This is a genomic window from Blastococcus sp. SYSU DS0617 (assembly GCF_054051075.1).
In genome coordinates, this window is record NZ_JBJHAO010000004.1 from 107,733 (window position 1) to 122,268 (window position 14,536).

Annotated in this window: 12 protein-coding genes; 10 read left to right on the plus strand and 2 right to left on the minus strand. The window is 74.3% G+C overall.

Annotated features, from left to right (window positions below):
* Positions 1-2: 2 nt before the first annotated feature.
* The 3 genes from ACI793_RS06810 to ACI793_RS06820 all read left to right on the plus strand — a co-directional run bounded on the left by ACI793_RS06810 (position 3) and on the right by ACI793_RS06820 (position 3,950).
* A complete protein-coding gene (locus tag ACI793_RS06810; RefSeq protein WP_456605757.1) occupies positions 3-983 on the plus strand; it encodes an aldo/keto reductase in 981 nt (326 codons plus the stop codon).
* A gap of 83 nt (positions 984-1,066) precedes the next feature.
* On the plus strand, positions 1,067-2,842 hold the full coding sequence (aspS, locus tag ACI793_RS06815) for an aspartate--tRNA ligase (RefSeq protein ID WP_456605614.1): 1,776 nt from the start codon (positions 1,067-1,069) through the stop codon (positions 2,840-2,842).
* A 19-nt stretch (positions 2,843-2,861) separates the two neighbouring features.
* On the plus strand, positions 2,862-3,950 hold the full coding sequence (locus ACI793_RS06820; protein ID WP_456605615.1) for a pyridoxal-phosphate-dependent aminotransferase family protein: 1,089 nt from the start codon (positions 2,862-2,864) through the stop codon (positions 3,948-3,950).
* Between the two features lie 113 nt (positions 3,951-4,063).
* Here ACI793_RS06820 and ACI793_RS06825 read toward each other — a convergent pair whose 3' ends face one another.
* Both ACI793_RS06825 and ACI793_RS06830 read right to left on the minus strand, forming a co-directional pair.
* Positions 4,064-4,936 carry a hypothetical protein gene (locus ACI793_RS06825; protein ID WP_456605616.1) on the minus strand — a complete coding sequence of 291 codons (873 nt, stop codon included), beginning with the start codon at positions 4,934-4,936 and terminating at the stop codon, positions 4,064-4,066.
* Between the two features lie 224 nt (positions 4,937-5,160).
* Positions 5,161-6,021 (minus strand): aldo/keto reductase, encoded by an 861-nt coding sequence (locus ACI793_RS06830; protein WP_456605617.1) that lies wholly within the window; start codon positions 6,019-6,021, stop codon positions 5,161-5,163.
* A gap of 115 nt (positions 6,022-6,136) precedes the next feature.
* Between ACI793_RS06830 and ACI793_RS06835 the strand changes: the two genes are divergently transcribed.
* From ACI793_RS06835 to ACI793_RS06865, 7 genes are all read left to right on the plus strand, one after another.
* On the plus strand, positions 6,137-7,474 hold the full coding sequence (locus tag ACI793_RS06835; RefSeq protein WP_456605618.1) for a replication-associated recombination protein A: 1,338 nt from the start codon (positions 6,137-6,139) through the stop codon (positions 7,472-7,474).
* Between the two features lie 140 nt (positions 7,475-7,614).
* The gene (locus ACI793_RS06840; RefSeq protein WP_456605619.1) at positions 7,615-8,040 is read left to right on the plus strand and encodes a DUF948 domain-containing protein; all 426 of its coding nucleotides are present in this window, start codon (positions 7,615-7,617) and stop codon (positions 8,038-8,040) included.
* Positions 8,040-8,327 (plus strand): hypothetical protein, encoded by a 288-nt coding sequence (locus ACI793_RS06845; protein WP_456605620.1) that lies wholly within the window; start codon positions 8,040-8,042, stop codon positions 8,325-8,327. Before ACI793_RS06840 ends, ACI793_RS06845 begins: the two co-directional genes overlap by 1 nt.
* A 61-nt stretch (positions 8,328-8,388) precedes the next feature.
* Positions 8,389-11,073: an alanine--tRNA ligase gene (alaS, locus tag ACI793_RS06850; RefSeq protein WP_456605621.1), complete on the plus strand. Its 2,685-nt coding sequence runs from the start codon at positions 8,389-8,391 to the stop codon at positions 11,071-11,073.
* Positions 11,074-11,078: 5 nt separating this feature from the next.
* Entirely contained in the window at positions 11,079-11,765 is a 687-nt protein-coding gene (gene ruvX / locus ACI793_RS06855; RefSeq protein ID WP_456605622.1) for a Holliday junction resolvase RuvX, read from the plus strand.
* Positions 11,766-11,998: 233 nt separating this feature from the next.
* Positions 11,999-13,717, plus strand: coding sequence for an endolytic transglycosylase MltG (gene mltG, locus ACI793_RS06860; RefSeq protein ID WP_456605623.1), 1,719 nt, complete (start codon positions 11,999-12,001; stop codon positions 13,715-13,717).
* Positions 13,710-14,528: a shikimate dehydrogenase gene (locus ACI793_RS06865; RefSeq protein WP_456605624.1), complete on the plus strand. Its 819-nt coding sequence runs from the start codon at positions 13,710-13,712 to the stop codon at positions 14,526-14,528. The genes mltG and ACI793_RS06865 overlap by 8 nt, the downstream gene beginning before the upstream one ends.
* Positions 14,529-14,536 lie beyond the last annotated feature (8 nt).

Sequence of the window (14,536 nt, forward strand, 5' to 3'; positions counted from 1 at the left end):
CCATGGAGCGGCGGCCGCTGGGACGGACCGGCGCCGAGGTCGGCGTCGTCGGCCTGGGCACGTGGCAGCTGGGCGGCGACTGGGGCGACGTCTCCGAGGACGACGCCGCCGACGTGCTGGACGCCGCGCTCGACGCGGGCGTGGACCTGCTCGACACCGCCGACGTCTACGGCGACGGGCGCTCGGAGGAGCGGATCCGCAAGGCCCTGGCCCCGCGGTCGGAACGTCCGTTCGTCGCGACCAAGGCCGGCCGGCGCGCCGACCCCTTCGAGGCCGCGCAGTACACCCCCGAGAACCTGCGTGCGTGGATCGACCGGTCGCGTCGCAACCTCGGTGTCGACACCCTCGACCTGGTGCAGCTGCACTGCCCGCCACCCGAGGTCTACAGCGATCAGCGGGTCTACGACGCGCTGGACCTCTTCGTCGAGGACGGCGCGATCGCCGCGTACGGCGTCTCGGTGGAGACCGTCGCCGAGGGCCTGACCGCGCTGCAGCGCCCGGGCGTGGCCACCCTCCAGGTGATCCTCAACGTCTTCCGGCGCAAGCCGCTGGAGGAGCTGCTGCCCGCAGCGGCCCGCGCCGGCGTCGGCGTGCTGGCCCGGGTGCCACTGGCCAGCGGGCTGCTCACCGGGAAGTACGACGAGTCGACGACGTTCGCCGCCGACGACCACCGGAACTTCAACCGCGGCGGCGAGGCGTTCGACGTCGGCGAGACCTTCGCCGGGGTGCCCTTCGAGGTCGGCGTCGCCGCCGCCCGAGAGGTGGCCGCCATCGCCGGCGACACCCCGACCGGCGCGTTCGCGCTGCGCTGGGTGATCGACCAGCCCGGCGTCACCGCCGTCATCCCCGGCGCCCGGAACGTCGAGCAGGTGCGCGGGAACGTCGCCGCCGCCGCGCTGCCGCCGCTGTCCGACGCCCAGCGCTCCGACCTCGAGCGGCTGTACGACGAGCGCATCCGCGCCCACGTGCACGACCGCTGGTAGCCGAGTGCCACCCCATCGCCCCTGACCCGCCCCACCGCCGTCACCCGATCCCTCCCACCCACCACCCCGAGAGGCCACATCCCTTGCTGCGCACCCACGACGCCGGCACGCTGCGCGCGTCCGACGCAGGAACGACCGTCACCCTCGCCGGCTGGGTGGCCCGCCGTCGCGACCACGGTGGCGTGGTCTTCCTCGACCTGCGCGACGCCTCCGGTTACGTGCAGGTCGTCGTCCGCGAGGAGGAGGCGCACGCGCTGCGCAACGAGTACTGCGTGCTCGTGACCGGTGAGGTGCGCCGTCGTCCCGAGGGCAACGAGAACCCGGAGCTGCCCACGGGCGAGATCGAGGTCGCGACCTCGGAGCTGCGGGTGCTCTCCTCGGCGGCGCCGCTGCCGTTCCCGATCGAGACCGACCAGGCGGCCTCGGACGACGTCCGCTACAAGTACCGCTACCTCGACCTGCGCCGGCAGGGCCCTGCGCGGGCCATGCGGCTGCGCTCGGAGGTCAGCCGGGTCGCCCGCCAGGTGATGCACCAGCACGGCTTCGCCGAGGTGGAGACGCCGTCGCTCACCCGCTCGACGCCCGAGGGCGCGCGCGACTTCGTCGTCCCCGTCCGGCTGCAGCCGGGCAAGTGGTACGCGCTGCCGCAGTCGCCGCAGCTGTTCAAGCAGCTGCTGATGATCGGCGGGCTGGAGCGGTACTACCAGATCGCCCGCTGCTTCCGGGACGAGGACTTCCGCGCCGACCGGCAGCCGGAGTTCACCCAGTTGGACTTCGAGATGAGCTTCGTGGAGCGCGACGACGTCCTCGCCGTCGCCGAGGACGTCGTCCGGGCGCTGTGGCGCGAGCTCGCCTCCTACGACGTGCCCGAGATCCCGCGGATGACCTACCGCGAGGCGATGGACCGCTTCGGCTCCGACAAGCCCGACCTGCGCTTCGGCATCGAGCTGACCGAGCTGACCTCCTACTTCGCCGACACCCCGTTCCGGGTCTTCCAGGCGCCCTACGTCGGCGCCGTCGTCATGCCGGGCGGCGGGTCGCAGCCGCGCCGGGCCTTCGACGCGTGGCAGGACTGGGCGAAGTCGCGTGGCGCCCGGGGACTGGCCTACGTGACGATCGCCGACGACGGCGCCCTCGGTGGCCCGGTGGCGAAGAACATCTCCGACGCCGAGCGCGAGGGACTGGTCGCTGCGGTGGGTGCGAAGCCCGGCGACTGCGTCTTCTTCGCCGCGGGCGGGCGTCGTACCTCGCAGGAGCTGCTGGGCGCCGCCCGCAACGAGATCGCCAAGCGGCTGGAGCTCATCGAGCCCGGCACCTGGTCGTTCCTGTTCGTCGTCGACTTCCCGATGTTCGAGGAGACCGAGGACGGCAACTGGACCTTCATGCACCACCCCTTCACCTCGCCCACGCCGGAGTGGCGGGACGGCTTCGCCGAGGACAAGGGCGCGGCGCTGTCGGACGCCTACGACATGGTCATCAACGGCAACGAGGTGATGAGCGGCTCGGTGCGTATCCACGACGCCGCGCTGCAGGAGCGGGTGTTCGAGACCCTGGGGATGTCGCGCGAAGAGGCCCGCGAGCGGTTCGGGTTCTTCCTCGAGGCCTTCGCCTACGGGCCGCCGCCGCACGCGGGTGCGGCGCTCGGCTGGGACCGGCTCACCGCGCTGCTCACCGGCGTCGACTCGATCCGCGAGGTCATCGCGTTCCCGAAGACGGGCGCGGGGTTCGACCCGCTGACCGGGGCGCCGACGCCGATCAGCGACGCCCAGCGCACCGAGGCCGGCATCGACGCGCAGCCGGAGGAGCCGGCGCTGTCCGGCGAGCCCGGAGCGCCCGGCCCGACCGATCCCACGAAGTAGCTCCGGGAGCCCGACCGCCATGACCCTGCGCGCCCGCACCCTGCTCGGCCCCGGCCCCTCCAACCCCTACCCGGAGGCGCAGGCCGCGCTGGGCCTCCCGCTGCTCGGGCACCTGGACCCGCTGTTCCTCCAGGTGCTCGACGAGACCTCCGAGCGGCTGCGGCAGGTCTTCGGGACGGCGAACCGGCGCACCCTGCCGCTGTCGGCCACCGGCTCGGCGGGCATGGAGGCGGCGTTCGTCAACACCGTGGGCCCGGGCGACGTCGTCGTCGTGGCGGTGAACGGGCTGTTCGGGCAGCGCATGGTGGAGGTGGCCACGCGCTGCGGTGCCGAGGTGGTCGCCGTCGAGCACGAGTGGGGGCGGCCGGTCGACGCCTCCCGGGTGCTCGAGGCGCACCCGGCGCCGAAGCTGATCGCCGCGGTGCACGCCGAGACCTCCACCGGCGTGCTCTCCGACCTGGAGCCCCTCGCGGCCGGCAAGGGCGACGCGCTGCTGCTCGCCGACTGCGTGACCTCGCTGGGCGGCGTCCCGGTGCGGCTGGACGAGTGGGGCGTGGACCTCGCCTACTCCGGGTCGCAGAAGTGCCTGGGCGTCCCGCCGGGGCTGGCGCCGTTCACCATCAACGACCGGGCGTGGGAGCGGCGGATCGAGAAGCCGCAGAGCTGGTACCTCGACCTCGGGCTGCTCGGTGGCTACGCGGGCGAGGCGGCGGGGTCCGGGCGCACCTATCACCACACCGCGCCGACCGGGATGGTCGTGTCGCTGCACGCGGGGCTGGGCCGGATCCTCGAGGAGGGGCTGGACGCCGTCCACGCCCGGCACGCGGAGGCCGGCCGCATGCTGCACGCCGGGCTGGCCGAGCTGGGGCTGGAGCTGTTCGCCGCCGAGGGTTCCCGGCTGCCCGAGCTCACGACGGTCAAGGTGCCCGACGGCGTCGACTCGGCCGCGGTCCGTGCCGAGCTGCTCGACCGCTACGACCTGGAGATCGGGGCGGGCGCGGGTGCCTACGCGGCGTCGGTGTGGCGGATCGGCCTCATGGGCCCCAACGCCGCACCCGGCAAGGTCGCCCTCGTGCTCGCCGCGCTGAAGGACGTCCTCGCCCGCTGACGATTGCCCACTGGCCCGCCTCGCGCGCCTTCCGTAGTTGATCATCGTCCGTGTAGCCGTGCATGCGGCGCGTCGACTCGTCCACGACCGCATTCCGGACACCAGGACGATGATCAACGCGGGTCGGGCGTCCAGCCGCGGTGGAGCAGCGCCCGGCGGGTGCGCTGGACGACGGCGTACGGGCCATGGCCGGCGGCGAACCGGAGCACCAGCCAGTCGTCGGCGGCCATGAGGGAGTAGCGATCCACGTCCCGCCTGAACTGGTCCACCGACGCGTGCTGGCGCCCCTCGTACTCCAGCGCCACCTTCCAGCGCGCGTATCCCAGGTCGGCATGTGCCACCACCCGCCCACGGAGGTCCACGATCGGGAGCTGCACCTCCGGCGCGGGCAGGTCGCTGCTCAGCAGCCAGTAGCGCATCAGGCTCTCGCGAGGAGAGCCTGCCTGTCCGCTGAGCAGCGGTGCCCACCGCCTGGCGCGCACGACGCCCCGCACGCGATCGGCGCGAGCCAGCCGGCGGGCCAGCGTCCCCGGTTCCAGTCGGCCGAGCCGCATCAGCGCATCGCCCACCACGAGGAGGTCCTCGGGGAGGAGGACGGACGCCAGGTCCAGGAACGTCTGCGCTCCCGAGGTGACGCGCAGACCGGCGTGCTCGACGACGTCGTCCCGGCTCAGCCGGCGCGCATGCACCGTCAGCCCGGGACGCTGCGGCAGGACGCGGCGCGGCGTCATGACGACGTGGACCGTCCGCGGCTCGGCGTCGGACGCACCGAGCAGGACGGCGGCGGTCCCCAGTGCGAAGGCGGCGTCCTCCGGGAGCACCTTCGCCCACGCGCGGCAACGGACCTCGAGTTCCGGTTCCACGGCCGAGGAGAGGTAGAGCCCGCGCGAGAGCGGGACCCCGTCGGCGTGGATCTGCCGGCGCGTCACGCCTCGCGCACGCGCCTCGATCCAGGTGTACCCGGGGTCGAGCGGGATGCCGTCCATGCCCGGAGGCTGTGGGCGCCGAGGGCGGGACGGCCTCCCGGCCGGCGATCTGTGGAAGGACTCCGCGGCTGTGGAGCCACCGCCGCCGCGTGTTGATCATCGTCTACGAGCCCGTTTGGCAGGCGAGCCGTCGCGGGCACGCCGACGAGGCGCGCACTCAGACGATGATCAACTCGGAGGGGTCGGCGGAGGAGGTGGCAGAGGAGGGGGCGCGGCGGGGTGGGTCAGCCGGCGTCCAGGCGGGCGAGCTGGTCGGGGGTCAGTGTCAGGTCGGCGGCGGCGGCCGAGTCCTGGATCGACGCCGCGCGTGAGGCGCCGGGGATGGGGACGACGACGTCGGCCTGCGCGAGGTGCCACGCCAGCGCCACCCGGTACACCGAGACGCCCAGCTCCGCGGCCACCTCGGCGAACGCCGGCGCCGACGTGTCCAACGAGCCGGCCGCGCCCACCCCGCCGAACGGGCTCCACGGGAGGAACGCCAGTCCGTGTGCCGCGCAGTGCGCCAGTTCCCCGGCCGAGGACCGCCAGCCGGGCGAGAACTGGTTCTGCACGCTGACGAAGGCGTCGCCGACGATGGCGCGGGCGGCGTCGATCTGCGCGATGTCGGCGTTGGACACCCCGACCATCCGCACCAGACCGTCGTCGGCCAGCGCGCGCAGGGCGCCCATCGAGTCCTCCCACGGCGTCCCCGGGTCGGGGCGGTGGTACTGGTACAGGCCGATCGCGTCCACGCCGAGCCGGCGCAGCGACGCCTCGCACGCCCGGCGCAGGTGGTCCGGCGAGCCGTCCAGCTCCCACGCGGTGCCCGACCGGGTGTGCCCACCCTTGGTGGCGACCAGCACGTCGGCGGCGCCCGGGCCGTAGGAGGCCAGCGCCTCGGCGACCAGCGACTCGTTGTGCCCGAACTCCGCCTCGTCGCGGGAGTAGGCGTCGGCCGTGTCGACGAGCGTCACCCCGGCGTCCAGGGCGGCGTGGACGACGCCGATCGCCTCCTCGCGGGAGGGCCGTGGCTCCTTGGTCGACAGGGGCATCGCGCCCAGCCCGATGGCGCTGACCGTCACGTCCCCGATGCGTCGCTGCTGCACGGGCCATGTCGTGCCCCGCGGGTAGCGTCGCAACCGTGAGCGGACAGGCGGGTGAGCATCGCAGCGAGGAACGAGCGAGGAGCGGAGCGCGCCGCGGTACCGAACCGAGGACGCCGTGACATCGCTGTTCGACCCCGCACCGGACGAGGACGGCGCGCCGGTCCTCGACCCGGGTGCCCCGCTCGCGGTGCGCATGCGACCGCGCGCGCTGGACGAGGTCGTCGGCCAGCAGCACCTGCTCGGTCCGCGCGCCCCACTGCGCCGGCTGGTCGAGTCCGACGAGCCGATGTCGCTGGTGCTCTACGGCCCGCCCGGCACCGGCAAGACCACCCTGGCCCACGTCATCTCCCTGGCCACCAAGCGCCAGTTCGTCCAACTCTCCGCGCTGGACTCCGGGGTGAAGGAGGTCCGCGCGGTCATCCAGAGCGCCAAGCGCGAGCTGACCTTCTCGGGCCGCCGCACCGTGCTGTTCATCGACGAGGTGCACCGCTTCTCCAAGACCCAGCAGGACAGCCTGCTGTCGGCGGTCGAGGACCGGATCGTGAGCCTCATCGCGGCCACCACCGAGAACCCCTTCTTCTCCGTGGTCAGCCCGCTGCTGTCTCGCAGCCTGGTGCTGGCGCTGCAGCCGCTGGAGGACGACGACGTCCGCATGCTGCTGCACCGGGCGCTCACCAGCGACCGCGGCCTCGACGGCGCCGTCACGCTGAGCTCCGAGGCCGAGGAGCACCTGGTCCGCATCGCCGGCGGCGACGGCCGCAAGGCGCTCACCGCCCTGGAGTCCGGCGCCGGAGCGGCGAAGGCGGTCGGCTCGGCCGAGATCGACCTGGCCACGCTGGAGACGGCGGTCGCCCAGGCCGCGGTGCGCTACGACCGCCAGGGCGACCAGCACTACGACGTCGCCAGCGCTCTGATCAAGAGCATCCGCGGCAGCGACGTCGACGCCGCGCTCCACTACCTCGCCCGCATGGTGGAGGCGGGGGAGGACCCCCGCTTCATCGCCCGCCGGCTGGTCATCTCCGCCAGCGAGGACATCGGCATGGCCGACCCGACCGCGCTGCCGCTCGCGGTGGCGGCGATGCAGGCCGTGCAGATGATCGGGATGCCCGAGGGGCACTTCCCGCTCGCGCAGGCCGTCGTCCACCTGGCCACCGCCCCGAAGTCCGACGCCGTCACCAAGGCGATGGGGGAGTCGGTGGCCGACGTGCGGAAGGGCCTGGCAGGCCCGGTGCCGCCCGGGCTGCGCGACGGGCACTACGCCGGTGCGAAGAAGCTCGGCCACGCCCAGACCTACGTCTACCCGCACAGCCACCCCGACGGCGTCGTCCCGCAGCAGTATCCGCCGGACGCCCTGGTCGGGAGGGACTACTACCGGCCCACCGGCCGGGGGGCCGAGGCGAGGCTGGGCGAGCGGCTGACGAAGCTGCGGGCCATCGTGCGGCGCAGCCGCTGACGGAACTGCCGATGAGGAGCGGGGACGCGGAACGGACCGACCGCACCCGCGACTACTGTGACGACTCCGGGCGGAGCCGGGACCGCCCGGCAGCGCCGGTCGCGCAGCCGGTCGCCGAGACCCTCAGAACAGGAGCACGTGTGTCCGCAGGAGAGATCGCCGGGCTGGTCGCAGCCGGTGCGTTGGTGCTGCTGGTGGTGCTGGTCGCCGTCCCGCTGCTCAAGCTCGGCCGCACGCTCGACGAGACGACGCTGACGATCCGGCAGGTCCGCGAGCAGAGCGCGCCGATCCTGACCCAGGCCAGCACCACGGTGACCCACGTGAACAGCAACCTCGAGCGGGTCGACGACATCACGGGCAACGCCGCCAACGTCTCCAGCAACGTCGCCGCCCTGACCAGCGTCGTCGCCGCCACCCTCGGCAGCCCGCTGATCAAGGTCGCCGCGTTCTCCTACGGCGTCCGCAGCGCCACGCGGAAGAAGCGCGAGGGCGAGGCGATCGCCGACGCCGCGCGCCGTGACAAGGAGGCGCGCCGCGCCCGTCGTGCCGCCCGGCGGGCCCTCTGATGCGCCGGCTGTTCTGGCTCGCCATGGGCATCACCATCGGCGCGCTCGTCGTCCGCAAGCTGAGCCGCGCCGCCGAGAAGCTGACGCCCGCGGGCGTCGGTGCGTCGATCGCCGAGGGGCTGCGCGACCTGGCCGACGCCATCGGCGACTTCGGCGCCGACGTCCGCGAGGCGATGTCCGAGCGCGAGCAGGAGCTGCGCACGGGCACGGGCCTGGACGCCCCGCTGCCGGCCGGCGACCAGGTGCAGCTGCCCGGTCGTGGCGGGTCGCACGCCTCCCGATCCTGAACCGCCCGCCGGGACCCCGTCCCTCCCGCCCGGCCCAGTCCGCCGAGACCGAGAAGAACTGATGCAGACCGCCGAGATCCGCCGCCGCTTCCTGGAGCACTTCGCCACGCGCGGCCACACCGTCGTCCCCAGCGCGTCGCTGGTGTCGCCGGACCCCTCGCTGCTGTTCACCGTGGCCGGCATGGTGCCGTTCATCCCGTACCTGACCGGCCGCGAGCCCGCGCCGTTCCCGCGGGCCACGAGCGTGCAGAAGTGCGTGCGCACCCTCGACATCGAGGAGGTGGGCAAGACCACCCGCCACGGCACGTTCTTCCAGATGAACGGCAACTTCTCCTTCGGCGACTACTTCAAGGAAGGCGCGATCCAGCACGCCTGGGAGCTGCTCACCGGGCCGGTCGCCGACGGCGGCCTGGGCTTCGACCCCGAGCGGCTCTGGGTGACCGTCTACCTGGACGACGACGAGGCCGCCGAGGCCTGGGGGCGCATTGCGGGTCTGCCGGTCGAGCGCATCCAGCGGCTGGGCAAGAAGGACAACTACTGGCACACCGGGGCGGCCGGCCCCGGCGGCCCGTGCTCGGAGATCTACTTCGACCGGGGTCCGCAGTTCGGCCCCGACGGCGGCCCGCTGGTCGACACGGCCGGTGACCGGTTCCTGGAGATCTGGAACCTGGTCTTCATGCAGTACGAGCTCACCGACGTGCGCAGCAAGGAGGAGTTCACGGTCGTCGGCGAGCTCCCCAACAAGAACATCGACACCGGCATGGGCCTGGAGCGGGTGGCCTTCCTGCTCCAGGGCGTCGACAACATGTACGAGATCGACGAGGTCGCCCCGGTCCTGCGCCGCGCCGCCGAGCTGGCCGGCGTCACGTACGGCAAGGACCGGGACGCCGACGTGCGGCTGCGCGTGGTCGCCGACCACGTGCGCAGCGGGCTCATGCTCATCGGCGACGGCGTCACGCCCGGCAACGAGGGGCGCGGCTACATCCTGCGCCGGCTGCTGCGCCGCGCCGTCCGATCGATGAAGCTGCTGGGGGTCGAGGACGCCTCGCTGCCGGAGCTGCTGCCGGTCTCCCGCGACGCCATGAGCGCCAGCTACCCGGAGCTCGCCGCCGACTTCGCCCGCATCTCCTCGGTCGCCTACGCCGAGGAAGAGGCGTTCCGCCGCACGCTGACCTCCGGGACGGCGCTGTTCGACACCGCCGTCGCGAAGGCCAAGGAGGGGGGCGCGCCGAAGCTCTCCGGCGACCAGGCGTTCTCCCTGCACGACACCTACGGCTTCCCGATCGACGTCACCCTCGAGATGGCCGCCGAGCAGGGCGTGACCGTCGACGAGGAGGGCTTCCGCGCGCTCATGACCGAGCAGCGCGACCGCGCCCGCGCCGACGCCCGCGCCAAGCGCACCGGCTCGGTCGACGTCCTGGCCTACCGCCGGCTGCTGGCCGAGCACGGCCCCACCGACTGGCAGGCCTACGAGACGCTGCGCACCGACTCCCGGGTCCTCGGCGTCGTCGCCGAGGGGGACGACGACGTCGCGCCGCGGCCGGTCGGCCCGGGCGAGATCACCCGCGTGGTGCTCGACCGGACGCCCTTCTACGCCGAGTCCGGTGGGCAGGTGGCCGACGCCGGCATCCTGATTTGGGACGGCGGCCGCGCCGAGGTCATCGACGTGCAGCGCCCGGTGAAGGGGCTGGTGGCCCACCAGGTGCGGGTGCTGGAGGGCGAACTGCGCGAGGGTGCCGAGCTCATCGCCGAGGTCGACCGCGAGTGGCGGCTGTCCGCCTGCCAGGCCCACTCGGGCACGCACGTGGTGCACGCCGCCCTGCGGCAGGTGCTCGGCCCGCAGGCGCTGCAGTCGGGGTCGTACAACCGCCCGGGCTACCTGCGGCTGGACTTCGCCTGGCAGGGGGCGCTGACCGCGCAGCAGCGGACCGACATCGAGGACGTCGCCAACGTCGCCGTCCGGGCGGACCACGCCGTGTCGGCCTCGTGGATGACGCTGCCGGAGGCCCGGGCCTTCGGCGCGCTGGCGCTGTTCGGCGAGACCTACGGCGAGCAGGTGCGCGTCGTGGAGATCGGCGGCCCCTGGTCGCGCGAGCTCTGCGGTGGCACGCACGTGCGGGGCAGCGCGCAGATCGGCACGCTGGCCCTGACCGGTGAGTCCTCGGTCGGGTCCGGCTCGCGCCGCGTCGAGGCGGTGGTGGGCCTGGAGGGCTTCCGCTACCTCGCCCGCGAGCGGGACCTGGTCCGCCAGCTGGCCGAGCTGCTCAAGACCCCGCAGGACGGGCTGGTCGAGCGGGTCGGCGGCATGCTCTCGCGCCTGCGCGACGTCGACCGGGAGCTGGCGGAGCTGCGCAGCCAGCAGACACTGGCGGCCGCCGGCCAGCTCGCCGGCGCCGCGCGCGACGTGGGCGGTGTCGCGGTGGTCACCGGCGCGCCTGCGGGGCTCGGCGGGGGCGACCTGCGCACCCTGGCGCTCGACGTCCGCGGCCGGCTGGGCGAGCGCCCCGCGGTCGTGCTGCTGGCCTCGGAGTCAGGTGGCAAGGTGGCCCTCGTGGCGGCGCTCAACCCGGCCGCCCTGGCGCAGGGGCTGTCGGCCAACGACGTGTTGAAGGCCGCGGCGGGTCCCGTCGGCGGTCGAGGTGGCGGAAAGGCCGACGTCGCCCAGGGGGGCGGCACCGACGCGGCGGGCATCCCCGCTGCGCTGCAGGCCGGCGAACAGGCGGTTGCGACCGCCACTGGGAGGTGAGCACCGTGCCCACGACCGAGGACAACGGTTCCGACTACAACCCCGACGACACCGGTCCGGTCGGCAGCCGGCGGCGCGAGCTGCCCGCCGTCCCGCCCGCCCGGCCACGGCAGGCACCGGGTCAGCCGACCCACCACCCGACGACGGAGATCGACCTCAGCCAGGGGTTCCCGCCGGTGTCGAACGAGACCAGCGAGATCGACCTGTCCGGGGGCTGGCCGGCGCACCTCAAGGTGCCGCCGAGGCCGGCTGCCGGCGGCGGCGCCACCGGCCGCGTGCTCGGCGTCGACGTGGGCACCGTGCGGGTGGGGTTGGCGCTGTCCGACCCCACCGGCACGCTGGCCAGCCCGCTGGAGACGCTCCGTCGGGCCAAGGACGGAGCCGACCTGGATCGCCTCGCCGCGCTCGTGGCGGAACACGAGGTGACCGAGGTGGTGGTGGGGGAGCCGAGGCATCTGTCAGGTGCGTCGGGCGCCTCCGCCGACGATGCGTCCGCCTACTCTCAGGCGCTGGCTGACCGGATCTCGGACGTGCCGGTGTACCTGATCGACGAAAGGCTCTCGACCGTGACCGCAGCAGCGCACCTGCGCCAGGGCGGCATCGACAGCCGCAATCAGCGCTCCGTCATCGACCAGGCCGCTGCCGTGGTCATCCTGCAGCAGTACCTGGACAGCCGGCGGGCACGGTCGTGACCGACCCCGGTGGCCCGGGCCGGCGGGGACGACACTCCGCCGGCGACGGCACCGGCGGATTCCCGTCCTCCCCCTGGAACGCCGGCGGTCCGCCGCCCGTCCCGGGTGTTCCCGGCGTGCCACCCGTCGGCTTCGGTCCGGGGCCCGGTGCCGGCGGGCCCGCGCGGCCCCGGTTCGAGCCGTGGGCCGGCACCGGCCCCCCGACCGGCGGGTTCCCTCCCGTGCCGGGTGCGGTGGACCGACGCCACGACCACACCGGGCCGCTGCCCGAGCCCGCGTGGTGGTCCTACGGCCACCCCGACCACCCCGATCACCCGAGCGCCCGGCAGGGGGGCGGCGACGTCCCCGCCGCCTCCGGCGACGCCCAGCGCCCCGACCCCCAGCGCCCCGAGCGCCCCGAGGGGCAGCACCCGTCCGGTCCGCTCCCGCCGATGCCCTCGGGGGTGTGGGACCGGCTCCAGCCGCGCACGGACGGCCCGGCCGACGACGACGCGACGGTCGCCGCCCACCCCGTCGGTCCGGCGGCGGACGCGTACGACGACGCCCACGACGACGAGCACCACCCGGCCGAGGGCGACACGGAGTCCTGGGACCGCACCGGCGGCCTGGACGTCATCGGCGCGCACGTCGAGGACGACGCCCCCCGCCGGCGCCGGTGGGGCCGCCGGTCCCGCGGGGCGGACACCGGTGGCGGCACGCCCGACGCGGGTGGCACCTCCGGCCTCGACGACGAGCACGTCCACGACGAGCACATCGACGACGAACGCCTCGACGCCGGGCACGCCGACGACGAGCTGGGGCTGGACGACACCGGCCGCCTCGAGGAGATGGGGCACCCGGACGACCACGGGGACGACCGCGGTGGCGCTATTCCGCTGGCGCCCTACGACCGGCGCGGTGGGCGCCGTCGGAGTCGCCGTCCCTGGGCCGTGCTGCTCAGCCTGCTCGTGCTCGGCGGGCTGGTCGTGGGCATCGTCCTCGGGGTGCAGGCGCTGCTGGGCCTGACCGCGGCCGAGGACTACACGGGTCAGGGCAGCGGCACCGTCGAGGTCCGCGTCCAGGAGGGCGACACCCTCAGCGACATCGCCCGCACGCTGGTAGACGAGGACGTCATCGCCTCGACCCGCCCCTTCGTGGAGGCCGCCGAGGGCCGCCCCGAGGCGACCGGCATCCAGCCCGGCGTCTACGCCCTGCGCTCGCAGATGAGTGGTGCGGCCGCGCTGGACCTGATCCTCGACGACGGGTCCAGGGTGGTGTCCCGGGTGACCATCCCCGAGGGCCTCACCGTCGCGCAGATCCTGGAGCGCGTCGCCGCGGAGACCGGGCGGCCGATCGAGGAGCTGGAGGCCGCCGCGGCGGACGTCGACGCTCTCGGGCTGCCGCCCTACGCGAACGGCCAGCTGGAGGGGTACCTCTTCCCGGCCACCTACGACCTCGACCCCGACGACACACCGGCCGACATCCTGCGCCGGATGGTGCAGCAGTTCACCACGGTCGCGGGCACCCTCCGGCTCGAGGAGCGCGCCGCCGCACTCGGCCGGACGCCGGCCGAGATCGTGACGATCGCGTCGATGATCCAGTCCGAGACCCGGCTGGACGAGGAGCGCCCCGACGTGGCGCAGGTGATCTACAACCGGCTCGAGCAGGGCATCCGGCTGGGCATCGACGCCACGCTGGCCTACGGGCTGGACAAGAGCGGGAACGAGCTCACCGTCGCGGACCTGCAGTCGGACAACCCGTACAACACGAGGACCCAGGACGGGCTGCCGCCGACGCCGATCAGCTCGCCGGGCGAGGCCAGCCTCGAGGCGGCGCTCGAGCCGAGCTCGGGGGATCTCCTGTACTACGTGCTGGAGAGCTCCGACGGGCAGCACTTCTTCACCTCCGACTACGCCGAGTTCCAGGCCGCGCGGCAGCGGTGCGCCGAGGCCGGCCTCGGCTGCGGTGGCTGACGGGCCCGGGCGCGCGGCGGTGCTCGGGCGGCCGGTCGCGCACTCGCTGTCCCCGTTGCTGCACCGTGCGGCCTACGCGGCGCTCGGGCTCGACGGCTGGCGCTACGACGCCCTGGACGTCGGGCCCGAGGACCTGCCCGAGCTGCTCGCCGGGCTGGACGAGGAGTGGCGGGGCTTCTCGGTCACCATGCCGTGCAAGCAGGCGGCGGTGGACGTCGCCGACCGCGTGGAGCCGCTTCCGCGGTTGCTGCACGCGGCCAACACCCTCGTCCGCGAGCCGGACGGCTGGCGGGCGGAGAACACCGACGTCGCGGGCATCGGCACCGCACTGCAGGTGGCCGGCGTCGAGTCGGTCGAGCGCGCAGCCGTCCTCGGAGCCGGCGGGACCGCCGCGGCCGCCGCCGTCGCGCTGGCCTCCCTGGGGGCCCGGCACGTCGACGTCGTCGTCCGGGAGCCGGCGCGGGCCGCCGACCTCGTCCGCGTGCTCGACGTCCTCCAGGTCCCGGTGACCGTCTCGCGGCTCGGTGAGACGGCGGTCGAGGCGCCGGTGGTGGTCAGCACCGTGCCGGTGGCCGGCCAGCCCGCGGTCAGCGCCCTGCCCTGGCGCCCGGGGCAGACCGTGCTCGACGTGCTCTACGCCCCCTGGCCGACGCCGCTGGCCGAGCGGGTCACCGCGGCCGGCGGGACGGTGATCGGCGGCGCCGAGGTGCTGTTCTGGCAGGCCACCGTGCAGGTCGAGCTGATGACCGGCTTCCCGGCGCCCATCGCGGAGATGCGCCGCGCCCTGGACGCCGCGCTCGCCGTGCGCTGAGCGGGCCG